The 22058-nt window shown below is 67.6% G+C and carries 25 protein-coding genes; 12 read left to right on the top strand and 13 right to left on the bottom strand.

All coding sequences use genetic code 11. The features are described from left to right. Positions 1 to 18 precede the first annotated feature (18 nt). Both AC4ELS_RS15575 and AC4ELS_RS15570 read left to right on the top strand, forming a co-directional pair. Positions 19 to 648, top strand: a complete 630-nt coding sequence (locus tag AC4ELS_RS15575) for a TetR/AcrR family transcriptional regulator (protein ID WP_448444667.1) — start codon at positions 19 to 21, stop codon at positions 646 to 648. Then, entirely contained in the window at positions 632 to 1300 is a 669-nt protein-coding gene (locus AC4ELS_RS15570) for an enoyl-CoA hydratase-related protein (RefSeq protein WP_064887443.1), read from the top strand. The genes AC4ELS_RS15575 and AC4ELS_RS15570 overlap by 17 nt, the downstream gene beginning before the upstream one ends. Here AC4ELS_RS15570 and AC4ELS_RS15565 read toward each other — a convergent pair. From AC4ELS_RS15565 to AC4ELS_RS15540, 6 genes are read right to left on the bottom strand one after another with little or no spacing between them, the layout of a single operon-like run. Next, positions 1297 to 2187 (bottom strand): SDR family NAD(P)-dependent oxidoreductase, encoded by an 891-nt coding sequence (locus AC4ELS_RS15565; RefSeq protein ID WP_064958589.1) that lies wholly within the window; start codon positions 2185 to 2187, stop codon positions 1297 to 1299. The genes AC4ELS_RS15570 and AC4ELS_RS15565 overlap by 4 nt on opposite strands. 52 nt (positions 2188 to 2239) lie before the next feature. Further along, on the bottom strand, positions 2240 to 2518 hold the full coding sequence (locus AC4ELS_RS15560) for a hypothetical protein (RefSeq protein ID WP_082449148.1): 279 nt from the start codon (positions 2516 to 2518) through the stop codon (positions 2240 to 2242). A gap of 44 nt (positions 2519 to 2562) precedes the next feature. Next, on the bottom strand, positions 2563 to 2985 hold the full coding sequence (locus AC4ELS_RS15555) for a Zn-ribbon domain-containing OB-fold protein (RefSeq protein WP_499048041.1): 423 nt from the start codon (positions 2983 to 2985) through the stop codon (positions 2563 to 2565). 5 nt (positions 2986 to 2990) lie between these two features. Further along, positions 2991 to 4211, bottom strand: coding sequence for a thiolase family protein (locus AC4ELS_RS15550; protein WP_499048039.1), 1221 nt, complete (start codon positions 4209 to 4211; stop codon positions 2991 to 2993). 9 nt (positions 4212 to 4220) lie between these two features. Beyond that, entirely contained in the window at positions 4221 to 6440 is a 2220-nt protein-coding gene (locus AC4ELS_RS15545) for an acyl-CoA dehydrogenase family protein (protein WP_499048260.1), read from the bottom strand. Positions 6441 to 6445: 5 nt separating this feature from the next. Beyond that, positions 6446 to 7438: an NAD-dependent epimerase/dehydratase family protein gene (locus AC4ELS_RS15540; protein WP_463791755.1), complete on the bottom strand. Its 993-nt coding sequence runs from the start codon at positions 7436 to 7438 to the stop codon at positions 6446 to 6448. 113 nt (positions 7439 to 7551) lie between these two features. Here AC4ELS_RS15540 and AC4ELS_RS15535 point away from each other — a divergent pair, with 113 nt between their 5' ends. Continuing rightward, positions 7552 to 8151 carry a TetR/AcrR family transcriptional regulator gene (locus AC4ELS_RS15535; RefSeq protein WP_498884938.1) on the top strand — a complete coding sequence of 200 codons (600 nt, stop codon included), beginning with the start codon at positions 7552 to 7554 and terminating at the stop codon, positions 8149 to 8151. A 20-nt stretch (positions 8152 to 8171) separates the two neighbouring features. Here AC4ELS_RS15535 and AC4ELS_RS15530 read toward each other — a convergent pair whose 3' ends face one another. From AC4ELS_RS15530 to AC4ELS_RS15510, 5 genes are all read right to left on the bottom strand, one after another. After that, positions 8172 to 8840 carry a GNAT family N-acetyltransferase gene (locus AC4ELS_RS15530; RefSeq protein WP_064958559.1) on the bottom strand — a complete coding sequence of 223 codons (669 nt, stop codon included), beginning with the start codon at positions 8838 to 8840 and terminating at the stop codon, positions 8172 to 8174. 88 nt (positions 8841 to 8928) lie between these two features. Next, positions 8929 to 10149 carry a Dyp-type peroxidase gene (locus AC4ELS_RS15525; protein WP_498884935.1) on the bottom strand — a complete coding sequence of 407 codons (1221 nt, stop codon included), beginning with the start codon at positions 10147 to 10149 and terminating at the stop codon, positions 8929 to 8931. Continuing rightward, positions 10142 to 10648 (bottom strand): copper chaperone PCu(A)C, encoded by a 507-nt coding sequence (locus AC4ELS_RS15520; protein ID WP_064887458.1) that lies wholly within the window; start codon positions 10646 to 10648, stop codon positions 10142 to 10144. Before AC4ELS_RS15520 ends, AC4ELS_RS15525 begins: the two co-directional genes overlap by 8 nt. Then, positions 10641 to 12041, bottom strand: a complete 1401-nt coding sequence (locus AC4ELS_RS15515) for a PepSY-associated TM helix domain-containing protein (protein WP_499048037.1) — start codon at positions 12039 to 12041, stop codon at positions 10641 to 10643. Before AC4ELS_RS15515 ends, AC4ELS_RS15520 begins: the two co-directional genes overlap by 8 nt. 99 nt (positions 12042 to 12140) lie before the next feature. Further along, complete coding sequence (locus tag AC4ELS_RS15510; RefSeq protein ID WP_499048035.1) at positions 12141 to 12683, bottom strand: hypothetical protein; 543 nt, start codon at positions 12681 to 12683, stop codon at positions 12141 to 12143. Between the two features lie 61 nt (positions 12684 to 12744). Between AC4ELS_RS15510 and AC4ELS_RS15505 the strand changes: the two genes are divergently transcribed. From AC4ELS_RS15505 to lipE, 5 genes are read left to right on the top strand one after another with little or no spacing between them, the layout of a single operon-like run. Continuing rightward, entirely contained in the window at positions 12745 to 13380 is a 636-nt protein-coding gene (locus AC4ELS_RS15505) for a class I SAM-dependent methyltransferase (RefSeq protein ID WP_499048033.1), read from the top strand. A 45-nt stretch (positions 13381 to 13425) separates the two neighbouring features. Then, on the top strand, positions 13426 to 13779 hold the full coding sequence (locus AC4ELS_RS15500) for an ArsR/SmtB family transcription factor (protein ID WP_064887463.1): 354 nt from the start codon (positions 13426 to 13428) through the stop codon (positions 13777 to 13779). Next, positions 13776 to 14411 (top strand): SRPBCC family protein, encoded by a 636-nt coding sequence (locus AC4ELS_RS15495; protein WP_064958564.1) that lies wholly within the window; start codon positions 13776 to 13778, stop codon positions 14409 to 14411. Before AC4ELS_RS15500 ends, AC4ELS_RS15495 begins: the two co-directional genes overlap by 4 nt. A 56-nt stretch (positions 14412 to 14467) precedes the next feature. Further along, positions 14468 to 14953, top strand: coding sequence for a peroxynitrite isomerase (locus AC4ELS_RS15490; RefSeq protein ID WP_064887467.1), 486 nt, complete (start codon positions 14468 to 14470; stop codon positions 14951 to 14953). Continuing rightward, entirely contained in the window at positions 14950 to 16194 is a 1245-nt protein-coding gene (gene lipE / locus AC4ELS_RS15485) for a lipase LipE (protein WP_064887469.1), read from the top strand. Before AC4ELS_RS15490 ends, lipE begins: the two co-directional genes overlap by 4 nt. A gap of 10 nt (positions 16195 to 16204) precedes the next feature. Here the strand turns inward: lipE and AC4ELS_RS15480 are convergent, their stop codons facing one another. After that, positions 16205 to 16648, bottom strand: coding sequence for a PPOX class F420-dependent oxidoreductase (locus AC4ELS_RS15480; RefSeq protein ID WP_064958566.1), 444 nt, complete (start codon positions 16646 to 16648; stop codon positions 16205 to 16207). A gap of 49 nt (positions 16649 to 16697) precedes the next feature. On the opposite strand from AC4ELS_RS15480, the gene AC4ELS_RS15475 reads away from it, so the two are divergent. The 4 genes from AC4ELS_RS15475 (at position 16698) to AC4ELS_RS15460 (ending at position 21464) form a co-directional block, all read left to right on the top strand. After that, positions 16698 to 18245: an acyl-CoA carboxylase subunit beta gene (locus AC4ELS_RS15475; protein ID WP_448444647.1), complete on the top strand. Its 1548-nt coding sequence runs from the start codon at positions 16698 to 16700 to the stop codon at positions 18243 to 18245. A gap of 61 nt (positions 18246 to 18306) precedes the next feature. Next, the gene (locus AC4ELS_RS15470; RefSeq protein WP_236734931.1) at positions 18307 to 18771 is read left to right on the top strand and encodes a DUF4383 domain-containing protein; all 465 of its coding nucleotides are present in this window, start codon (positions 18307 to 18309) and stop codon (positions 18769 to 18771) included. 303 nt (positions 18772 to 19074) lie between these two features. Next, complete coding sequence (locus tag AC4ELS_RS15465) at positions 19075 to 19473, top strand: heme-binding protein (protein ID WP_064887517.1); 399 nt, start codon at positions 19075 to 19077, stop codon at positions 19471 to 19473. Between the two features lie 179 nt (positions 19474 to 19652). Beyond that, the gene (locus AC4ELS_RS15460) at positions 19653 to 21464 is read left to right on the top strand and encodes a CocE/NonD family hydrolase (protein WP_499048258.1); all 1812 of its coding nucleotides are present in this window, start codon (positions 19653 to 19655) and stop codon (positions 21462 to 21464) included. On the opposite strand, the gene AC4ELS_RS15455 is transcribed toward AC4ELS_RS15460, so the two are convergent. Then, on the bottom strand, positions 21448 to 22041 hold the full coding sequence (locus AC4ELS_RS15455) for a class I SAM-dependent methyltransferase (RefSeq protein ID WP_498884923.1): 594 nt from the start codon (positions 22039 to 22041) through the stop codon (positions 21448 to 21450). The genes AC4ELS_RS15460 and AC4ELS_RS15455 overlap by 17 nt on opposite strands. Between the last annotated feature and the right edge of the window lie 17 nt (positions 22042 to 22058).

Genomic DNA, 22058 nt, shown 5'->3' with positions numbered 1-22058 from the left:
CTCTGTTATCGTGACCGAGTGCCCCGCCCTCGCGTCTACGATCCGGATTCGGTGCTCGACGCCGCCGAAGCCCTGGCCGTGCACTCGGGACCCGCCTCGGTGACCATCCGCGCGATCAGCGAGGCCGTCGGCGTTTCCAACGGCGCGCTGTATCACTCGTTCGGGTCCCGGGCCGGACTGCTCGGCCAGGTCTGGCTCCGGGCCGGGCGTCGGTTCCTGGCCCTGCAGCGTGAGCTGGTCACCGCGGCGCACCGCGGCGCCGACGCGATCGCCGCGGCCGCCTACGCGCCGGTGATATTCGCCGAACGACACCGAGCCTCCGCGCGATTGCTGCTGCAGGTCGGTCGCGACCAGGTGCTCGGCCATGATCTCCCCGCCGAGCTGGTCGAACAGATACGCGAGCTCGAAAAACAGCTGGTGGACTTGATGATCGAACTCTCGATGGCCACGTGGGACCGGCGCGACCGGGCCGCGGTGGACACCGTGACGACCTGCATCGTCGACCTACCGACCGCGATCCTGTTGCACCGCAACCGACTCGACGACCAGACTTCCCGCCACCACCTCAGTGCCGCCGTGGCGGCCGTGCTGGCGGTAGGACCCGCCCCCAACCCCAGAAGGAAGGAATCCCATGGCCACAAATCTTGATTACGACGGCGAGATCGCCATCCTCGACCTCGGCGACGACGAGAACCGGTTTTCCCCGGAATTCCTCGACGAAGTCGATGCGCAACTCGACGCGGTCCTCGCCAGGGGCGCACACGGCCTGGTGACGACCGCGGACAGCAAGTTCTATTCCAACGGTCTCGATCTGGATTGGCTTGGCGCCCACAGTGATCAGGGCGATTGGTATGTCGGCCGGGTACAGGGCCTGTTGGCCCGCATGCTGACCCTGCCCATTCCGACGGTCGCGGCCGTGGTCGGACACGCCTTCGGGGCGGGCGCGATGCTCGCCATCGCCCACGACTTTCGCGTGATGCGCGACGACCGCGGTTTCTTCTGCTTCCCCGAGGTGGACATCCGGATTCCGTTCACACCGGGCATGGCCGCACTGATCCAGGCCAAGCTGAGCCCGCAGGCCGCGGTCGCGTCGATGACCACGGGCCGGCGGTTCGGCGGCGTCGATGCCAAGGCGTACGGCCTGGTCGACGCCACGGCCACCGAGGGTTCGGTGACCATCACGGCCACCGAACTGCTGCGGCCGTTGGGCGCCAAGGACTCCGGCACCCTGGGTGCGATCAAGCAGGGCATGTTCGGCCCGGCGGTCCAGGCCCTGACCCGGGCCGGGCAGGCCGGCTAGACCGGGATGGCCGTGCCGGTCTCACGTTCGGCGAATTCGACGACGCGGGCGGCGATTTCGTAGTCGCACGCCACCGCGGAACGTCCGATCAGTACAGGACCGCCACGGAGCCCGAAACGGCCGTCCACCCCGACATAGCTTCCGGGCGGGATCGGTTCGCTCAGGCAGTACAGCGTGGGCGCCGCCCCCGCGTCGATGTCGTTGGCCAACACATCGGCCACCGCCTTGACGCCGCGCTGTACCGCGCTCATCAACGGTTTGTCGGAGACGTTCGGCAGATTGGACGCGACCCAGCCGGGATGCGTGAGTTGGGTGACCACCGGCGAATTCGCCGTACGCAAGCGGCGGTCGAGTTCAAGGCCCCACAACATGACGGCCAGCTTCGACCGGCCGTAGGCACCCATCACCGTCCACTTGTGGTGGCGCAGGTGCATGTCATCGAGGTGCAGCGTCGCGGACTTGTGCGCTTCGGAGCCGACGTTGACGATCTGCCTCCGGACCCTGCCGAACAACAGATTGGTCAACGCGAACGGTCCGAGCAGGTTGGTACCGATGGTCGTCTCGAAACCGTCGACCGTGTCCGTGCGGTGCTGGCTCAGTGCCCCGGCGTTGTTGATCAGGATGTCGACGTCACCTTCGAGGCGCCCCGGAAAGGCTTGCACCGAGGACAGATCGGCGAGGTCGAGTTCGATCACCTCGGTGGACCCGCCGATCTCCGCCGCGCGTTCGGCGCCCAGCGCAGTGTTACGGACTGCGAGGACCACGTGCGCGCCTGCGCGCGCCAGCGCCCTGGTCGTACCGAGGCCCACCCCATTGGTCGCGCCGGTCACGATGATGCGGGTGCCGGTGAGGTCGCCGAGACGACTCGGCGTCCAATGTGTGGTCATGGCAGGGTGATCCATCCCGGCAGGCTCAGGCCGGGATGGTCACCTCGGGGTGTCAGTTGCCCCAACCGCGCTGGCCGTCCCAGCCACCGCAGATGCCGTTCAAGCAGCCGTGGCCCCAGCCACCCTGGGCCGGGTTCCAACCACCGCAACCATTCCAGCCGGGGCCGCTGTCGCAGCCACCGCCACCGCCGGCGTCACCGCCGCCGCTGGGTTGAGCACTGATCGTCGTCGCGGGCGCGTCAGTCATAAGTGCGGCGGTCGGTCCTGCTGCAATCGCCACCGCGGCTCCCGCTACGAACACTGACCCCATGAGTTTTCGTATGGTTAGCATGACTCCATACTCCACTCCTGTGAGCCTCCTGCCAAGTGATGTGATCAAGCCCGCGTGTAGCGCAGCATTGTCACACCGGTCCCAGCAAAGGCGTCCGGGTAGTCGCAGAAAACGGGCTTGACCCGCATACCGACACAGATTTCCTCGGGTGCGACGTCAACGAGTTCTGTCGAGAACCGCGGACCCTCATCCCATTCCACGATACCCAGAATTTGCGGAACGGCATCGGCGAAGTGCGGGCCCACCGGCCGGCGGGCCACGGTGAACGAATACAAGGTGCCCATCCCCGAGATCTCCCGCCACTCCAGGTCACCGGCTAGGGTGCGGGGCGCCAGCACGCGGGGGTAGAACACATAGGCCTGCGTCGACGGCGAGTACTGGATGACGATGCGGTGCTGCGCGAGCGCATCCCAGAAGGGCGCGCTGGTAGGGGTTTTCACCGGCATCGGCCGGGTGAATGCGGTCATCGGTTTCAGTCGCCTTCCAGGATCAGAGTGGTTTGCTCGGACAGGATGCCGCCGTTACCGGACACGAACGCGCGATTGCAATCGCTGACCTGGGCCGCGCCGGCACGGCCCATGATCTGGCGGGTGGCGTCACACACGTGGTGCATGCCGCCAGCCAATCCTGCTTGCCCGAAACCGAGTTGGCCGCCTGCGGTGTTGAGCGGGAAATCACCGCGGAAGGTCAGGTCGTGATCGGACACGAAGGACATGCCCTTGCCCTTCTCGCAGAATCCGGCGTCCTCCAGGCTGAGCAGCACGGTGATCGTGTAGCAGTCGTAGATCGACACCATGTCCATCTGGTCGCGCGTCAGCTCGGTCATCCCGAACGCGGTATCGGCAGCCTTGCGCATCGGCGTGTCCAACAGATTCTCGGCGTAGGTAGGGGTCTTGAAGGGCACGTGTTCACCAAAACCCTTGATCCACACCGGCCGGTTGCGGGAACGAGCAGCCACCTCGGCGCTGGCCACGACGACCGCGGCCCCACCGACGCACGGCATCACGATCTCCAGCATGTGCAGCGGATCGGCGATCACCGGGCTGGCCAGCACATCCTCGATGCTCAGCGGGGTGTCTTTCCAGATGGCACCGTCGGTGTGGTTGGCATTGACCCGTTGATCCACCACGATCTTGGCCATCGCCCGCTCGTCGTAGCCGTACTCGTGGGAATAACGTTGGGCCACCTGCCCGTATGGCCCATTCTGACCGAGGTTGCCGTAGGGAATCTCGAATTCGGCCTGCGGCGAGCCGAATTGGTTGCTGGACGAACCGAAGAACACCGCATCGGTCAGTGCCTTCGGTTTCAGCTCGGAGGACGCGGTGATGTAACGCGCAGGCAGGGCACACAGCACCACGTCGCACAGGCCGAGTTCGATTGCGGCGGCCGCCCGCCACACCATTCCTGCGGCGCTCGCCCCGCCGAGGTCCAGCAACTCTGCGAAGTTCGCTCGTACACCGAGGTATTCGGCCACGGTGGAAGGTACGAAGATCTCCGACTCGCCCAGATGAGAGGTGACGATGCCGTCGACCTCCTCGGCGGACAGACCGGCATCCTCCAGTGCCGCTGCTGCCAGCAGTGCCCATTGTTCGAGGGTGAACGGAGCCGGTGCGGCCTTCGACAGGCGTTCGGGCGGCAACTCGACGTAGCCGACGATCGCGGCGTCGCCTTGTAATCCCCTACGCGGTCTCATACTCACTCCTCACTTACGGGGTAGTCCCAGGATCAGCTGGGCGATGATGTTGAGCTGGATCTCGGTGGTGCCGCCGCCGATCAACTCGGCGGGAAGGTCCAGGTAAGGCGCCACCACGGCCGGTTGGCTGTCCTGTTCCAGGGCAAGCGGTCCGGTGAGGCCGAGGGTGAGTTCGGCCGCACGGCGCAGCATCACGTTGGTGGCCACCTTGGCGATGCTCGACGCCGGACCGGGGGGCTGCCCGTCGAGCAGGCGCAACGTCTCGCGGACCCCCAGTGCCTTGAGCGCGTTGGTGTAGGCGTCGATCTCGCCGATGGCGTGCAGGACCGGGTCGGGATCGGGGCTGACCGCGACGAGTTCACGCAGTGCGCCCATCCGGTCGATGTGGACGTAGCCGCTGATCGCCACCCGTTCGTGGGCCATGGTGCTGATCGCCAACTGCCAGCCCGAAACCGGGTCCCCGAGCAGCATCTCGTCGGGCACGAACACGTCGGTCAGGAACACCTCGTTGAACTCGGCGCGCCCGCTGGACTGGGTGATCTGCTTGAATTCGACTCCGGGTGAACGCATGTCGAGGATGAAGTAGCCGATGCCGCGGTGCTTGGGGGCGTCGGGGTCGGTGCGGGCCAGCAGCGCACCGTAGTCGGCCCGATGTGCGAGCGACGTCCAGATCTTGTGCCCGTTGATGCGCCAGCCGCCCTCGACCCGCACGGCCCGGGTGCTCAGGGCGGCCAGGTCGGAGCCGGCACCCGGCTCACTGAACAGCTGGCACCAGGACAGGTCGCCCCGCAGCGTCGCGGGCACGAAACGCTCCTGCAGTTCGGCAGATCCGGCCGCGATGACGCTCGGCAGGATCCATTCGGCGATACCGATCGAGGGTCGCGCCAGGCCGGTGCGCTTGCCGAACTCCTCGTCCACGATGAGCTGCTGGCGCACGCTGGCATCGCATCCCCACGGCGCGGGCCAGTGCGGTGTGATCATTCCGGCGTCGGCCAGCAGGTTGCGCCGGTCGCCGACGGGGGACTCACCGCGATCGTCCTGTAATCCGAAGCCGTTGTCGGACAGCGTTAGTGCGCGGTCCAGGACCTCGGCGACGCGCGCCCGGAAGTCGGCATCGGAGTCGCCGAGTTTCACCGTCAGGTCGCGGGTGACGGTGGCCGACAGCTCGCCGAGTTCGCGGGTCCACCGCGACACCGGACCGATCGAGGCGGCCAGACTGGTGGCTCGCCGCCAGTACAGATGCAGGTCGTGTTCCCAGGTGAAGCCGATCGCCCCGAGCATGGTGAGTGCCTCAAGGACGAGGCCGGGAACCGGCATGACCGTTCTCACCGCGGCCGAGCAGGCGGTCAGTCGATGCTGGTCGGTGTCCGCGGATCCGTTAAGGGCACGCACCGCATCCCAGGCCGCTGCTGTCGCCAGCGCACTGTTCACGAGCAGCATCGCCGCCTTGTGTTGCAGCGCCTGGAACGTCCCGATCGGCTTGCCGAACTGTTCTCGCGTGCGCAGATGCTCGGTCACGGTGTCCACACACCACTGGGTGATGCCGGCTGCTGTCGCCGCGGTGAAGGCGACGGTCAGATCGCCGACCCAGCCGGCGTCGAGCCCGGGCAGGACCGCACCGGCAGGCACCGCCAGATCGTGCAGATGCAGGATGCCCAGATCGGTGGTCAGATCGGTGCCCCGACGCGATTCGACCTGCGCCTCAGCCGGATTCAGCACTGCCCAGGTCAGGCCGTCTGTCTCGTCGGTGAAGGGCACCACGACACGCTGTGCCGAGCAGATCCCCAGGGCCGGCCCGGACGACCCGGTCAGACGCCAGCCGTCACCGTCACGCCGGGCCGCGAAGGCACAGTGCTCACCGGACAGCACGACCGCGCGGGCGCCCGCGGCGATCTCTTTGAGGAGGGTTGATGCGGCCGCGCCGTCCAGGGCAGCCACCGCAGCCCCGGCGATCGCGGTGGTGAGCAGCGGCCCCGGCAGCAGCGCCGAGCCCGCAGCCTCCAGTACGCAGGCCATGTCCTCCAGTCCGCCGCCCTGACCGCCGACCGATTCCGGTAGATGAACAGCATGGAAGCCGTTGTCCACGAATATGTCCCACCAGGCTGGTGGTCGGCCCGCTGCCAGATCCTCCAACTCGGCCCGGGTGACATCGATCGGCGCGTGCCGGGCCGCGAACTGCTCGACGGCCTGACGGAGCTGCTGTTGCTCCGGGGTCAGAGCGATGGACACGTGGGTCATGCGCGCCTCCTGGCGGCGAAGAATCGGGCGCCTTCGACGATGGACTCCGTCGTCGGCCTCGGCTGCCAGCCGAGTTCGCGGACCGCCTTGCCGTGATCCATCGGCGACATCACGTGCATGAGCCGCACGGTCAGCGGGCTGAGCTGGTTCTCCTTCTTGCGCAGCCGGGCCAGGGGATCGACCACCGCGCCTGCGGCGGCCAGCACACGGACCGGAATCCCACGCCGGGGCGGCTCGACATCGACCGCCGCGCAGGCGGTCTGGTAGATCTCCTGAGCGGTCATGAAGCGTTCGGACACGATGTAACGCTCGCCGACGCGGCCCCGTTCGCCGGCCAGGACCAGTGCCTCGGCGGCGTCCGCGATGCCGACGGTCTCGGCTGCCGCGCCCTTGACGTAGAACGGCATCTTGCCCCGTACCGCGGCGGCGACCAGACCCCCGTGGGGCGTCGGCAACCAGTCGCCAGGTCCGTAGGTGTTGGACACACACATCGCGACCGCGGGCAGACCGTGCTCGCGGGCATAGCGCAGCACCATCTGTTCGGCGAGCACCCGGGTGTGCACGTAGTCGCCGCCCACGTCGAGCCAGTTGTTCGGCAGATCCTCGGTGGCAAGCCCGGATTCGGCGATGCCGACGGTGGCGATCGAGCTGGTGAAGACGAACTTCCGTAGACCAGCCTCGACCGCGACGTCCAGAACCTCTTGCAGCCCTTCGATGTTGGTTCGCCACAGCGGGGCCGGGTCGCTGAGCCAGGCCCTGGCGTCGACGACGCAGTAGTACACGACGTCGCAGTCGTCCATCGCGGAACGCACCGACTCAGGGTCGAAGATGTCCCCGTAGACCCGCTCCACGTCGAGGTCGTCGATCCCGCGGGTGGAGCTGGTGCTGCGGATGAGCACCCGAACATCCTCGCCGCGCTCGACCAGTCGCCTGGCGACATGCGACCCGAGGAAACCGCTGGCCCCGATGACCAGTTTCTTTGTTGCCATGCGCCCTTGCGTTCGTTGCTCTCCGAAATTCACGAGACGCTACGTCTCGTCTTGTGGGAGACTACGGTGGGTAGCTTTCCGTGTAAAGATCCCTGCAAAGGACCAACGAGGACATGCCGAGAACCCCTACCACCGAGGAAGCGACGGCTCCGCGACGACGCAGCGAGAAGTCGCGGGTCGCCATCATCGAGGCCACCCGAGCACTTCTGCTGGAGCGGGGTTTTGACGGGCTGAGCATCGAGGCCGTCGCCGCCCGAGCCGGGGTCGGCAAGCAGACCATCTACCGCTGGTGGCCGAGCCGGCCCGCGCTGGTCGCCGACGTGCTCCTGGAAGACGCCGACAAGATCCTGGCCACCATGCCGCGCACCGACGACGTCACCGCGGACCTGGTCTCCTGGGCCCGCACGCTCGCGTCCGCCCTGACCACGGAACGCGGCAACGCCATGCTGCGCATCCTGACCGCCGCCTCACTGGAACACGAGGACACCGCTGCGCGGCTGCGGGCAGGTTTCAGCCGTCCACTACTCGACTCGGTGCGCACCCGGCTGCTCGCCGAGCAGATCGATCCCGACCTGGCGTCAGCGGCCGCCGATGCGCTGCTCGGCGGGGTGGTCTATCCGGTGCTTTCCGAAGGACAGAGCTACTCGCGACAGCGCGCCGAAACCATGGCCCACACCATCGTCGCGAGCCTGCTCCGCCCGCCTTCCGCCTGACCTCAGACGGGTCAGACGGGTCAGGCCCGGGGTGCGGCCCCCGGGGCCCGCACCACCATCGGCACAGCAGGAAAGTACGTCGCCATCTCCGAGCGGCACTTGCGCAGGGCGGCGGTACCGTAGCCGCGCTTGCGGAAGTCCGGATGGATCCAGATCCGGACGTTGACTTCTCCGTGCGTCAGCTCACCGAACACCATGCCGACCTTCTCGTTGCCCTCCAACGCCACGAACCAGACGGCCTCTTCGGCGTCCACCCGGCGCAGCGCCGCGCGGATCTCGTCGTCGACATCGGCCGCCGGGGCACCCGATCCGTCGCCGGAAGCACCCACGTCAGTGGTCCGGGCGACGAAGATGTCGCGGTCGGTATCGGCGGCGAACGCCCGCAACTCCAGCGATTCACCCGAGGCCGCCGGACGCTCGGACACCGTGAAGCTGAGCTGGCTGTTCAAGTCGTCGAGTTCGGCGGCGATCCCCCGCCGCGAATCCTTCGTGATCTGCGCGAACGACAGCCCCACCACCGCCTCCGACGCCAGGTGTGAGGTGCCGAGAAGCTGGGCAACCGCCTCGACGGCGGCAGCCCGATCGTCGGCATCCACGATCACGTCGAGCACCTCGTGGCGCCGGTTCAGGGCGTTGAGCAGAGCGTCGGCAATTTCGCGCCGCGCCGCGGCTTTGTCGTGATCGGTCATACCGCGAGCGTAGATCAGCGGTCTGTGCTCTGTGGAGTGCAATCGTCAGCTCAGAGTCGGTCCATTTCTCGCACCAGGTGGCCTGAACTCAGCCGACCAACTCCTGCCCCAGGTAATCGTCGGGTGTCCGCACTCCACCGGGCACCACGAACACCGCCGAGCCGATTGCGGTGGTCCACTGGTTCAGCGCATCGAACTGCGCAAGACGCCGTTGCACCGGCAAGAACTGCTCGTCGATGTCGCGTTGGAAAGTCGCGAAGATCAACCCGCTGTTCGACGTCTGGCCGGGTTCTGCCGGATCGTCGTAGTTGTAGGGCCTGCGCAGGAACCGCTCGCGGGTGCCCCGATGGTGGGCCAGCGCGACGTGCGAGTTCTGCGGGATGACCGGAATCCCGTTATGTGTCAACGCGAAATCTGGCTCGTCATGCTCGCGGCTGCCGGTCAGGGGAGCACCTGAATCCAGGGTGCGCCCGACGGTGAACTCCTTGCTCCGGCGGTCCAGCTCATCCCAGGTGTCCAGGTGCATCGCGATGCGTCGGATGACCAACAACGTGCCGCCGACCAGTCCCGGGTGTGCCGGTCCCGACATCCAGACCAGATCGTCGAAGTCGGCGGCCGCCAGATTCGCGGTGCCGTCGACCTGCCCCATCAGGTTGCGCATGGTGGTGCCGCCGGCGTCGGCCCCGCGGGCATTGCGGAATCCGGCCTGCCGCCACCGCGGCGCCGCCATCGACCGGACGTTCTTGGTCAGTACCCGGTTGGCATGGGCCACCGTCACCGGATCGTCGGCACAGATCTGCAACAGCAGGTCGCCCCCGGACCACCGCTGTTCGAGCCGGTCCACGTCGAACAACGGCAACTCACGCGCCGACGGTGGCCGGGCACCGGTCGCGCCGATCCGGTCGAGCAGCCCGACCCCCAGGCCGACCGTGATGGTCAATCTGGCTGGGCGGGTGGCGAGTTCGGGCTCGGTGTCGGCCAATGCGGGCGCGCCCTGCGTCAACCGGGCCGCATCCGTCGTCCACAACCGCAGGATCGCGGCGACGGTCTCCCGCTCGGTGCGCCCTGCGGGAGGCCTTCCGCCGTCGCTCAGATCGAACGCCACGAACAGCCCGTGTGACTGCGGCGCGGTGGCGATCCCCCCTTGATGCGGTCCGTAGAACGGTTCGACGTCGACTCCGAAACCGTTGCGCACGGTGGCGGAATGGGCTGCACCGGATTGGTTCAGCACCGCACCGCCGGCCAGGGCGGCGGCGCCTCCGGCGAGGAGTCGGCGCCGGTTGACCGACAGACGCGACCGATCAGCCATGTCCGTGAGGTGACGGCGGCTGATAGTTCTCGTCACCCCCGGCGAAATCACGCACCTGGGCCGTGACCGGAAGCGACGAGCCGTCCTCGAACACCAGCGAGACCGGGACGTCCGCACCGGGTTGCAGCGGGGCCTTCAGGTCCATCAGCATCAGGTGGTCCCCGCCCGGCGCCAACTCGTGCGTGGCCCCGGCCCCGATGGCGAGCCCGCCTTCCTTGGGCCGCATGGTTTTCGAACCGCTGTCGTCGCCGACGACCTCGTGTAATTCCACCGTGCCCGCTGCGGGCGAGGTCGCCGAGACGATGCGGGCGTCGTGGTGCCCGGTGTTCGTGAGCCTGCCGAAGACCGCGGTCATTCCACCGTCTGCCGCACTGGCCCACTGCTCACTCACCTGAACCGTCTCGGCCATCTTCTCCTCGTGATGGCTCTCGGTGCAGGCCGCCAACCCGACCGCCAAGGTCAACGCGGTCGCCGTCAGAACAGCTGCAACCCTAGACATTTGATCTTCCTTTCCACCACGCCACGGCGACATCGACCAACAGGAAAGCCAGCAGGCTCAGCCCGAACAACGGCAGGGCCCACCCGATGCCGACGGCGACGGCAACCACCGCCACGCCGGCCCAGGGCGGCAATTGGCGCAGCGTGCCGCGCAGCGGTGCGCGACCCACCGCCCAGGCCGAACCCCGGGTAGGCCGGCGCTGCCACCACATCCGATAACCGCGCACGATGACCGAGATCAGGCCGACCATGGTGAGCGCCAACACGATCTGGTTGGCAACCCCGAACAACAGGCCCATGTGGGCGTCGATCGTCCAGTCGGTGAGCTTGGCCAGCAGGGGCCACTGTGACAGGTTGACCCGATCAGTGACCTTGCCGGTATCGGGGTCGACCGCGATCGCGTCGGCGCGCGTGGGCCAATCACGTTTGCGCTCGGCCACTTTCCAGGCCTGACCGGCTTCGGCCGGCGGGTACATCCACATCGGACCACGCAGCCCGGCCTGTTCGGCGGTGCGCAGCACGGTGTCCGCGCCGCCCAACTCGGACCTGCCGCCGTGGTGGCCGTGATGTGCCGGTTGGGCGGCCGGGGCTCCGGAGAGCGCGGTGTCCACGGCAGGTGCCGTGGTGTTCAGCTGCGCCTGGATGCCGTTGACCGTCTCGCCGCCGTACCGGGACCAGGTGATACCCGAAATCGACAGCGCCAGCAGCACCGCCACTATCCACACGCCGACCGCGCCGTGCCAGGACAGCGTGCGTCGTCGCCCCGAGGTCGTCCGGTCGGGCAGGACCAGGTCGCGCATCGCGCGGTTCTCCCGACGCCGCATGATCCACAGCGCCAACCCGGCCAGCACGATCACCCACATCCAGCTGGCCGCCAGCTCGCTGTAGTTGCGGCCGACTGCCCCCAGATGCAGGTTGCGGTGCAGCTCGTCGAACCAGGCCCGCACCGGCATCCATTGCCCGTAGGTGGTCAGCGCCCCGCGCACCTCGCCGGTGTACGGGTCGACGAACACCGTGCGGGAGTAGTCCGGCGGAACGTCCTTGAACTCCGGGCCCACCAGCAGGCTGATCTGGGTGGTCTCGTCAGGCGCGGCCGGCGGGCGGATGCTCTCCACCGTGCCCTCGGGATGGGCATGGCGGGCCGCGGCGAGTTGGTCCGCCAGTGGCAGGCGCTCGGTCCCCACCTGCGCGACCGTCAGCTCGTGCCGGTTGACGAATGTGTCGATCTGCGGGATCAGCGCATAGAGCAGGCCGGTGACAGCCGCGATCAGGATGAACGGTCCGACGAATACGCCGGCGTAGAAGTGCAACCGCACCAGAAGGGGGCGGATCGAAAGGCGTTTGACGGGCGGAGGTGATTCCTCGCGTAGTTGATCGTCAGGGGTGATGGTCATGGTGACGCTTTCGCTCAGGAGAACCCGTGGAGAGGTGCGCACGGGGCACAACGCGGAACAGCCCGTCACCGACGACGGGCTCAGCTCAAGGAGTGGGCGTTAGCTGCCCATGGCGGGCGCCGCCGGCGGTGCCCGCATCCCCAGCCCGGTGTGCAGCAGAACAGGCCGCGCCACAACCACATTCGAAGGCCACCAGAGCGTACGAACCGACGGCCGGATCCTGGCGGCAGCGAAGATCCGCAGCCAGGACAGCACCGAGGAGCAGACCACGTAGAGGTACTCGGCCAGACCGATGACCAGGCCCAGACCCACCGCGGCAGCGGCGTGCAGACCGACCATGGGGGCGCTGAGCAACGATGCCGCGTGATGGTGCCCGCCGGCCGTTGCCAAAGCGAAGTGACCGAGCAACTGCCCGGCGCCCAGGCCGCAAATGAGCAGGCCGCTCTTGGCCCGGCGCGTCTGCGGGTTCACGCCACCGACTGCGGCACCGAGTGCCGCACACAGCAACAACAGCACGATCAGTGGACTGCTCGCCGGAGCCATGCCCCCGGCCGCAGTATGGGCGACCGTCGCGGTCAGCGCGGAGCACGCGCCGACAAGACCACCGCGCAGGCGCGCGGCATGCTCGACAGACGTGCTCACCTGCGGAACCCTACCGTGCAGTCTGAGCAGGGCATCTGTTATGGCACCCTAGGGTGACCCTGTGGGTAGCCCGGCATACGACCAGTACGAGTTGATCGCCCCCGAGTACGCCCGGACCTTTGCCGGCGAATTCGAATCCCGGCCCTTCGACCGTGCGGTTCTGCGGTCCTTCGCCGACCTGGTGGCGCGGGCCGGCGGGCGAACCGCCCTCGATGTGGGCTGTGGGCCCGGTGAGGCCGCCGCCGAGCTCGCCGGGTGCGGATTGCAGACCGAAGGAATCGACGGCTCGGCTGCGATGGTGTCTCTTGCCCAGCAGCAATGGCCGGAGGTGCGGTTTCGGACCGCCGACATGTTCGACCTCCCGTACGTGCCGGAAACCTTCGATGCGGTCTGTGCCTGGTACTCGATCATCCACACCCCCGCCGCGGCGCTGCCGGAACTGTTCACCGAGTACCGCCGGGTCCTGAGCGATCCCGGCTGGGTGTTGCTCGGCTTCCAGACCGACGGCGAGCCCGCGGTCTATGACCACGCCTTCGGCCGGGACGTGGAGCTGACGTTCCTGCGTCACGACACGGCCGCGGTGTGCGCTGCCCTGGAGGCCACGGGGTTCATCGTGTACGCGACCACCAAGCGGGCGCGTCAGGCGCAGCTCGATGAGCCCACAGCGCAGGCCATGGTCATCGCGCACACCTCTTGATTATCACCCTTGACTTATATAAGTAATAACTTTTAGATTGGTCAGGTGCACGCCTTCGACATCCTCGGAGACCCGGTGCGCAGGCGGATCCTGGAGCTCATCCAGGCGGATGAGCTGTCGTCCGGCGCCATCACCGAGGTGATCCGGGCCGAGTTCGATATCAGCCAGCCTGCGGTCTCGCAACATCTCAAGGTGTTGCGAGACAACGGCTTCGCCAATGTTCGCGCCGAAGGCACGCGTCGGCTGTACAGCGTCGACACCGCGCCACTGCGTGAGGTCGACCAGTGGCTGGAGCGGTTCCGGCGCAACTGGACACCGCACCTCGATGCGCTGGCGACCGAGATCGCGCGCGGCAAGCGGGACCGAAGAACAACCACGAACAAGGAGGCTTCCCAGTGATCGACGTCCAACATCAGCTCAACGAGGTCCGCCGCAGTGTGGGCCGCACGACGTTCGAGGCCCGGGAGGCACGGGTCGTGAGCGTCAGCCAGACCTATCCGACCGATGCCGCCGATCTGTGGGATGCCTGCACCAACATCGAGCGGATCCCCCGGTGGTTCCTGCCGATCACCGGCGACCTGCAGGTGGGCGGTCGTTTCCAGCTGGAAGGCAACGCCTCGGGAGAGGTGCTGACCTGCGAACCGCCCCGCTCCTTCACGACCACGTGGGAGGCCATGGGCGCCACCAGTTGGGTCGAAGTCACCATCACCGAGGCCGGCGAGGGCCGGGCCACTTTCACGCTGGATCACATCATGCACTCCGGCGACGACGACGAGTTCTGGTTGCAGTTCGGCCCCGGGGCGGTCGGAGTCGGTTGGGACTCCGCACTTCTCGGACTCGCCGGATACCTCAGCGGCGGCGACCGCATCACGCCGGAGGAGGGTGCCGCCTGGGCGGCCGGCGACGAGGGCCGCGGTTTCATGACCTCTGCGAGTGAACTCTGGTACCAGGCCGACCTGGCGGCCGGAGAAGATCCGGCGCAGGCACGCGCTGCGGCAGATCGCACCGCCGCCGCCTACACCGGCGGCTGACCTGGGCGGACGCCACGTGATGGGGTGCGGCCGGACCACCGCCGTACCCTGTCGGTGTGCCTGACCTCCACCCGAACTTGACCGTGCTGGCTCCCCTGCTCGGCACCTGGTCCGGTCCCGGCGCCGGTGAATATCCGACGATCGAGTCGTTCGAGTACCTCGAAGAAATCACCTTCGGCCACGTCGGCAAGCCGTTCTTGACCTACAGTCAGCGCACCAAGGCCCGCGATGACGGCCGACCGCTGCACGCCGAGACCGGATACCTGCGGATCCCGGCGCCGGGGCGGGTCGAATGGGTACTGGCGCATCCGACCGGCATCACCGAGATCCAGGAAGGCACCGTGCGGGTCGTCGACGGGCGCATCGACATGGAGCTGGCGGCGACCACCATCGGACTGACCGCCTCGGCCAAAAACGTTGCGGCACTGTCGCGTTCCATCCAGGTGGCGGGCGACGAACTCACGTACAACCTGCAGATGGGCGCGGTCGGACAACCACTGCAGCACCACCTGTCCGCCTCCCTGACCAGGAAGACCGAATGAACCAACAAGCCCCGACGGGCAAGATCGCCCTGCCCTCCGACCTCGACGCGGTCACCGACATCGGCGACGAGGACCATTCGGACATCGACCCGTCCGCCGTCGAGCGCGTCTGGGAATCGGTCCGGTACTGGTACGGATCCGGCATGCACCCGGCCATCCAGGTGTGCCTGCGCCGCAACGGAAAAACCGTGCTGAACCGGGCCATCGGCCACGGCTGGGGCAACGGCCCCGACGACGCACCGGACGCCGAGAAGATCCCCGTCACCACGCAGACCCCGTTCTGCGTCTACTCGGCCGCCAAGGCGATCAGCACCACCGTCGTGCACATGCTCGTCGAACAGGGGCACTTCTCCCTCGACGACCGGGTCTGCGACTATCTGCCCAGCTACACCAGTCACGGCAAGGACCGCACCACCATCCGGCATGTGGTGACCCACAGCGCCGGAGTCCCGATCCACACCGGTCCGCGTCCCGACGTCACCCGCGTCGACGACAGCGAGTACACCCGGGAGCAACTGGCCCTGCTCAAGCCCGTGTACCGGCCGGGCCTGGTGCACATCTACCACGGACTGACCTGGGGCCCACTGATCCGCGAGATCGTCTCGGCGGCCACCGGGCGCAACATCCGCGACATCCTGGCCGACGAGATCCTGGATCCGCTGGGTTTCCGGTGGACGAATTACGGCGTTGCCCCAGAAGAGGTTCCGCTGGTCGCGCCGAGCCACGTGACCGGCAAACCGCTGCCCGCGCCGATCGCCGCGGCGTTCCGCGCGGCAGTGGGCGGGACACTGGACCGGATCATCCCGCTCAGCAACACCCCGTTGTTCCTCACCAGCGTGATCCCGTCGTCGACCACCGTCTCGAACGCCGACGAACTGTCGCGATTCGCCGAGATCCTTCGTCGCGGAGGCGAACTCGACGGGGTCCGGATCATGAAGCCGGAAACCCTGCAGGCCGCCACCACGCCGTGCCGGCGAATGCGGCCCGACGTGGCGACCGGACTCAAGCCGATGCGCTGGGGTACGGGGTACATGCTCGGCGGAAAACGCTTCGGGCCGTTCGGCCGCAACACTCCCTCGGCGTTCGGCCACACCGGGCTCGTCGACATCGCGGTGTGGGCCGATCCGCAGCGCAGCCTGTCCGCCGCGATCGTCAGCAGCGGCAAGCCCGGCGCGCACCGCGAGGCCAACCGCTATCCCGCGGTGCTGGACCGCATCGCGGCCGAGATGCCGGTCGGCTGAGTCCCTCAGGTCAGCGCAGCTTCTCCCCGTACACCCGCTCCACGGTCAGCTTCATCAGGACCCGCCGATCGGAGACCATCACCGACCGGTACTCGTCCCAGTCGGGGTGCTCCCCTGCCGCGCTGCGGTAGTAGTCGACGAGCGCCTCGACCTCAGGGCCGTGCGGATCGGTCCCCGGCCCGGTGAGCGTCACCGGCCCTTCGGCCGTGGCCCAGGCCCAGCCGTCCGGGCTGGTCACCTCGAGCGCGGCCCGGGGATCACGGCGCAGGTTGACCGTCTTGGCCCGGCCTTCGGTCATCGACACGTAGATGACGCCGGCGGCCCGGTCGTAGAACGGTGTCACCGGCGACAGCTGCGGAATGCCCGAGGCCTTGATGGTGGCCAACACGCCGAGGCCGGCCTCGGCCAACAGTTCGTGCGGATCGAACGACGGGTTAGATGAGGTGGCGGTCACATCTGTGCGCAACCGCGGACCGCACGCCCGCTATTCCAGGAGCCTGCCGATGCCCGACGACGCTGTCCGCGACGATCTCGCCGAACTGCTGCGCCGGAGGGCGCTGACGGAGGATGCCGGCCGGCCCGACGCGGTCGGCCGCCGTCACGCCGCCGGTGGCCGCACCGCCCGGGAGAACATCGCCGACCTGATCGATGACGGTTCGTTCGTCGAGTACGGGCGGTTCGCGATCGCGGCGCAGAAACAGCGTCGCAGCCTGGACGACCTCATCGAACGCACCCCCGGCGATGGTCTACTGGCCGGAACCGCGCGGATCGACGGCGCCGCATGCGCGGTGCTCTCGTACGACTACACCGTGCTGGCCGGAACCCAGGGCGCCATCGGCCATCGCAAGAAGGACCGGCTGTTCGAGATCATCGAGCGGCTCAAGTTGCCGACGGTGTTCTTCGCCGAGGGCGGCGGTGGACGCCCCGGCGACACCGACATCCCGACGGTCTCGTCGCTGGAGATCCGGGCGTTCGCGTTGTGGGCCGGACTGTCCGGCCTGGTGCCCCGCATCGCCGTGGTCAAAGGCCGGTGCTTCGCGGGCAACGCGGTGATCGCGGGAGCCGCCGACCTGATCGTCGCCACCCAGGACAGCTCGATCGGGATGGGCGGACCAGCGATGATCGCCGGCGGTGGCCTCGGTGAGGTCGCCCCCGACGACGTCGGCCCGATCTCGGTGCAGGCGCCCAACGGCGTCGTCGACGTCGTGGTCGCGGACGAGGCACAGGCCGTCGCTGCCACCCGGAAGCTGATGGGCTACTTCACCGGACCGACCGGACCTGGCCCCGTGGCCGATCAAACCGACCTGCGCACAATGATTCCCGAACGAGCCCGGCGCGCCTACCCGGTGGCGCCCATCGTCGAGACACTGGCCGATGCCGGCTCGGTGACCTTTCTGCGCGAGAAGTTCGCCCCGGAGATGGTGACCGCGCTGGCCCGCATCGACGGCAGGCCCGTGGGCATTATCGCCAACAACACCATGGTGATGGCCGGTGCCATCACCGCCGCGGCCTCCGACAAGGCCGCCCGGTTCCTGCAGCTGTGCAACGCGTTCGGCCTGCCGGTGGTGTCGCTGGTGGACTGTCCGGGATACATGGTCGGCCCGGCGGCCGAAGCCGAAGCCCTGGTGCGACGCGGTTCCCGGATGCTGGTGGCCGGGGCGGCGCTGACGGTGCCGTTGGTCGCGGTGATCCTGCGGCGCGGTTACGGCCTTGGGGCACAGGCGATGTGCGGCGGAAGCCTCCATGAACCGCTGCTCACCGTGGCCTGGCCCGGCGCGCACCTCGGCCCGATGGGATTGGAGGGTGCCGTCCGCCTGGGTCTACGCAAGGAGCTGGAGGCAATCGCCGACGACGACGAACGCGAGCAGGCCGTGCGGGCGGCCACCGCGGCCGCCGAAGAGAACGCCCGGGCGCTCAACTCCGCATCGTTGTTCGAGATCGACGACGTCGTCGACCCGGCCGAAACCCGGGGGCTGATCGCGGCCACGCTGGCCGCGGCCGCGCAGCATGAACGCCCTGCACCTCGTGCACGGTTCATCGACACCTGGTGACCGCCCCGCCCCTACGACCGAACCGTTGACTACACGCTGTAGTAGACGTAACGTCCGGACTGTGTCCAACAGTCCTCCTCGCGTGCGAGGTCGGCAGTGGAGTTTCGCGCAATGGGGACTGCTGATCATCTCGCTGTTCCACGTCGTCCAGGCAATCATCGGATTCATTGCCGAGCCGAGTTTCGCCATCGGACCGGATGCGCCGACCACACCGATTCTGGGCATGGATTACAACGGTTGGCATGCGGTGGCCGGCCTGGCGTTGTTCGGCCCCGGCCTGGTGCTGTGTTGGCGAAAATCGTGGGCCGTGCTCTATCTCCTGCTGGCCGCGGTGGCTGGGGCGCTGCCCGGAATCTGGGCGTTCTTCTCCAATCAGGTGGCCCTGATATTCGCCTTCCCCAACAACACCACGGATGCGATCGTGCACCTGGCAACCGCTGCGGTGATGCTGGCCGTGGCAGGCGTGCAGATCTACCGCGATGGAGGGCTGCGAAACTCGCTTGCCGGGCTAACGCTCAAACGGTAGACCACAGCGGTTTGCTGAAGGTCGGCCGGATAACGATTCGGTTACTACGCCCGTAGCCGCACATCACGATCAATTAAGAATGACGCCCGGTCTCTGAGACATTTCAAGATCATCGGCCCGAATTGGGCGAGACTGAGGCGCAATTCACGGTCGCCCGGCGTAACACATCCACACCCGTCACAGCTGTTTCACAGTGCAGAGGTTTTGCTCGACGACGATGCGGTTACTTTCGAATTCGGGCCGGGGAAAGCGATCACGGATCGCGACCCAATGAGAATCCCAGAATCCCGAAGGAAAATGATCATGAAATTCACTGGTATCACCGCGCGCCGTGGAATTGCCGGCGCTTGTGCCGCGGGCCTGCTCGGCGGCGTCGCCGCCGCGATGATCGGCGCACCGAGCGCAGCTGCCGCACCCGACTGCAGCGCCAGCGGGGTGGCGGGCACCGTCAGCAGCACCACCGGTGCCGCTCGCGCGTACCTCGACAGTCACCCCGGTGCCAACCAGGCAGTGACCACCGCGTTCACCCAGCCGCGTCCGCAGGCCGCGGCCACGCTGCGCGGTTACTTCACCGCCAACCCGCAGGAGTACAACGACCTGCGCGGCATCCTGGCCCCCATCGGGGACACGCAGCGTACGTGCAACGTGACTGCGCTCTCCCCCGAGCTGGCCTCGGCCTACTCGGAGTTCATGGCCGGGTAGTCCACTGGATAGCGTGGAGGTAAGCCGACACACGTCAAGGAGGACGGATGGCGAACCCGTGGCAGGTGGTCCGAGGAAACCGGGGCAAGAAGGTGGCCGGGCAAACGGCGACCCGCGTCCGTAAGCGCAACCCGTCTCCGCTGGAACCGGCCTGGACACCACCGCCGGCTCGCTATGGGATCGGCGTCCACCACAACGTCGCGATCCGCGCCTCCGACGGCACCGTGCTGCGGGCCGACATCCACTACCCGACAGTTCCCGAGACCGGGGCGCCGGCACCGGGACCGTTCCCGGTGCTGTTGTCCATCACCCCCTACGGCAAGAAGGCCCCGCCCCCGGCCGCCCAGATCGGCGGCGGGGCCACCCCGTACCTGATCCGGCGCGGCTACATCGAGGTGATGGCCGACGTCCGGGGCACCGGAGCCTCGGGCGGATCGTTCGAGATGCTGGGCGCCATGCAGGTCCAGGACGGCGTCGACCTGGTGAATTGGGCTGCAACGCTGCCGAATTCCAATGGCAGGGTCGGAATGTTCGGCATCTCGTACCTGGCCATCAACCAGCTGCTCACCGCCGCCGCGGTCGGCCCCGACTCACCGTTGAAGGCGATCTTCCCGGTGATGGCAGGCAATGACTTCTACCGCGATGTCGTCACGATGGGCGGGGTGCCGCACATGCGCACGGTGCGCGCCTACGGGGCTGTCTACTCACTGCTGAACGTGGTCAACCCGGTGCTGGAGTTCGCCAAACGCGGCACTCACGAACGGCCTCGCGCCGGAGGCCTGGCCGCGGTGCGCCAACGCGGACGTGACCAGCGGCAGTACTTCAAGACCATGATCGGCGACGCCACCGCCGGTGGGGACACCGCGTTCGACGGGCCGTTCTGGGACACCATGCGGGCGTCGGACGTATTGCCCGACATCGCGAAGAACAAGGTCGCCGTGTTCCTGATCGGCGGCTGGCACGACGCTTTCCAGCGCGGCGCTCCGCTGAACTACACCGCGCTGCAGAACGCCTACACCGGCCGGCCGCCCAACGCTCCCATGGAGCCCGGCCAGCCGCTCTCGGACCGGGTCCAATTGATGATGGGGCCTTGGTACCACGTCTCGGACATGGACGGGTTGCACGTCCATGCGTTGCAGCTCCGCTGGTTCGACCGCTGGCTCAAGGACGACACCGACGCCGCAGTCACCGGCCCGCCCATCCGCTTCCAGGCCATCGGCAGCTCGAAATGGTTTCAGGCAGAGGATTACCCGTTCCCTGAGGCCACGCCAACGCGGCTGTACCTGGCCGAGGGCGGGCAACTCGTCACCGAGCCGACTGCCGAGCAGACCGACGCCGTCCTGCGCTATGCGGTACGTGGGCCCATCTCCGGCCGCAGCCTCGAACAGTGGACGCTGGGCATGGGCAGTTTCATGGCTGCCCAGACCGGACGGCGCATCCGCTACGACCTGGACAACCGTCGCCTGCAGCGTGAGGCCCTGACCTACACCACAGAAGAGTTCACCGAAACCCGACTGATCGCAGGTCCGATCACTCTGACCGTGCACGCAACGGCTGACACGACCGAGACCCTGTGGGTGGCCCATCTCGACGATGTCGCCCCGGACGGGGCCAGTCGGCCGCTGACCCAGGGTGCGCTGCTCGGCTCACATCGGGCCCTGGATCCGGACAAGACGTGGTACCTGCCGGATGGGCCAGAAGGAGAAGTGCTGCGGGCGCATCACATCAGTACCCGCGCCGCCGCCGAACCGGTCGTGCGTGGCGAGCTCACCCGCTATGACCTGGAGATCTTCCCCACCGCCGCGTCGATCGCACCGGGCCACCGGTTGCGGCTGACCCTGACCACCTATGACTTCCCGCACCTCGTCCCCACGCAGCCCGCGCGGGAGGCACTGGTCGCGGGAACGTACCGAATCCGTCAGGGCGGAGACACACCGTCGAGACTGCTCATCCCGTTGGCTGAGCCCGCCGCGTTCACGCCGGACGAGTAGCGCGGAGGTACGTAAGCTTGCCGGCCAGCCGGATGTTCCCATAACCCACTACCGCGCAATCGAATCCGGCCTTCTCCAACAGCTGCGGCAGAGCGTCGCCGCGAACGTCGACGACGTGTAATACGCCGCCGGGCTGCAGGACCCGAAACACTTCGGCGGCGGCGGCCGCCTTGGTCGCCTCGTCGAGGTGGTGCAGCATCATCGAAGACAGCGCCACGTCGAACCCACCGTCATCGAACGGCAATTCCTGCGCGTAGGCACGTTCGAAGCGGACACCGGTCATCCCCTTGGTCTTTCGCTGCGCCCGCTGTAGTGCCCGTGGGTCGGGGTCGGTGGCGACGATATCGGCCGTGGCACAAGCTTTCTTGACGCGCACAGTCAGATTTCCGGTACCGCAACCTATTTCGATCACCCGCTGGCCGGCTGTCAGCCCGGCCTGGGTGACCAGTTCGCGATAGGCGGGGTTCATCCCCAAGACCCGCGTCAGCAGGTCGTAGCCGGGCAGGAAGGCGTCGTGGCCTGCGGCAGGCAGGTAGTCATGCCGGCTCTTCAGAAGATGTGGACGATGTTCTGTCATGAAATCCATGATCCAGC

It is taken from the genome of Mycobacterium shunyiense, from assembly GCF_058270035.1.
The sequence above is the reverse complement of the archived record's forward strand: the minus strand, read 5'-3'. Positions and strand labels throughout refer to the sequence as shown.

What these genes read in the sequence shown, in the direction of transcription:
- AC4ELS_RS15570 (WP_064887443.1), top strand. Translation starts at nt 632, where the DNA reads ATGGCCACAAATCTTGATTACGACGGCGAGATCGCCATCCTCGACCTC.
- lipE (WP_064887469.1), top strand. Translation starts at nt 14,950, where the DNA reads ATGAACCAACAAGCCCCGACGGGCAAGATCGCCCTGCCCTCCGACCTC.
- AC4ELS_RS15550 (WP_499048039.1), bottom strand. Translation starts at nt 4,211, where the DNA reads ATGAGACCGCGTAGGGGATTACAAGGCGACGCCGCGATCGTCGGCTAC.
- AC4ELS_RS15475 (WP_448444647.1), top strand. Translation starts at nt 16,698, where the DNA reads ATGCCCGACGACGCTGTCCGCGACGATCTCGCCGAACTGCTGCGCCGG.
- AC4ELS_RS15555 (WP_499048041.1), bottom strand. Translation starts at nt 2,985, where the DNA reads ATGACCGCATTCACCCGGCCGATGCCGGTGAAAACCCCTACCAGCGCG.
- AC4ELS_RS15530 (WP_064958559.1), bottom strand. Translation starts at nt 8,840, where the DNA reads ATGACCGATCACGACAAAGCCGCGGCGCGGCGCGAAATTGCCGACGCT.
- AC4ELS_RS15560 (WP_082449148.1), bottom strand. Translation starts at nt 2,518, where the DNA reads ATGCTAACCATACGAAAACTCATGGGGTCAGTGTTCGTAGCGGGAGCC.
- AC4ELS_RS15455 (WP_498884923.1), bottom strand. Translation starts at nt 22,041, where the DNA reads ATGACAGAACATCGTCCACATCTTCTGAAGAGCCGGCATGACTACCTG.
- AC4ELS_RS15515 (WP_499048037.1), bottom strand. Translation starts at nt 12,041, where the DNA reads ATGACCATCACCCCTGACGATCAACTACGCGAGGAATCACCTCCGCCC.
- AC4ELS_RS15535 (WP_498884938.1), top strand. Translation starts at nt 7,552, where the DNA reads ATGCCGAGAACCCCTACCACCGAGGAAGCGACGGCTCCGCGACGACGC.
- AC4ELS_RS15525 (WP_498884935.1), bottom strand. Translation starts at nt 10,149, where the DNA reads ATGGCTGATCGGTCGCGTCTGTCGGTCAACCGGCGCCGACTCCTCGCC.
- AC4ELS_RS15465 (WP_064887517.1), top strand. Translation starts at nt 19,075, where the DNA reads ATGAAATTCACTGGTATCACCGCGCGCCGTGGAATTGCCGGCGCTTGT.
- AC4ELS_RS15565 (WP_064958589.1), bottom strand. Translation starts at nt 2,187, where the DNA reads ATGACCACACATTGGACGCCGAGTCGTCTCGGCGACCTCACCGGCACC.
- AC4ELS_RS15520 (WP_064887458.1), bottom strand. Translation starts at nt 10,648, where the DNA reads ATGTCTAGGGTTGCAGCTGTTCTGACGGCGACCGCGTTGACCTTGGCG.
- AC4ELS_RS15540 (WP_463791755.1), bottom strand. Translation starts at nt 7,438, where the DNA reads ATGGCAACAAAGAAACTGGTCATCGGGGCCAGCGGTTTCCTCGGGTCG.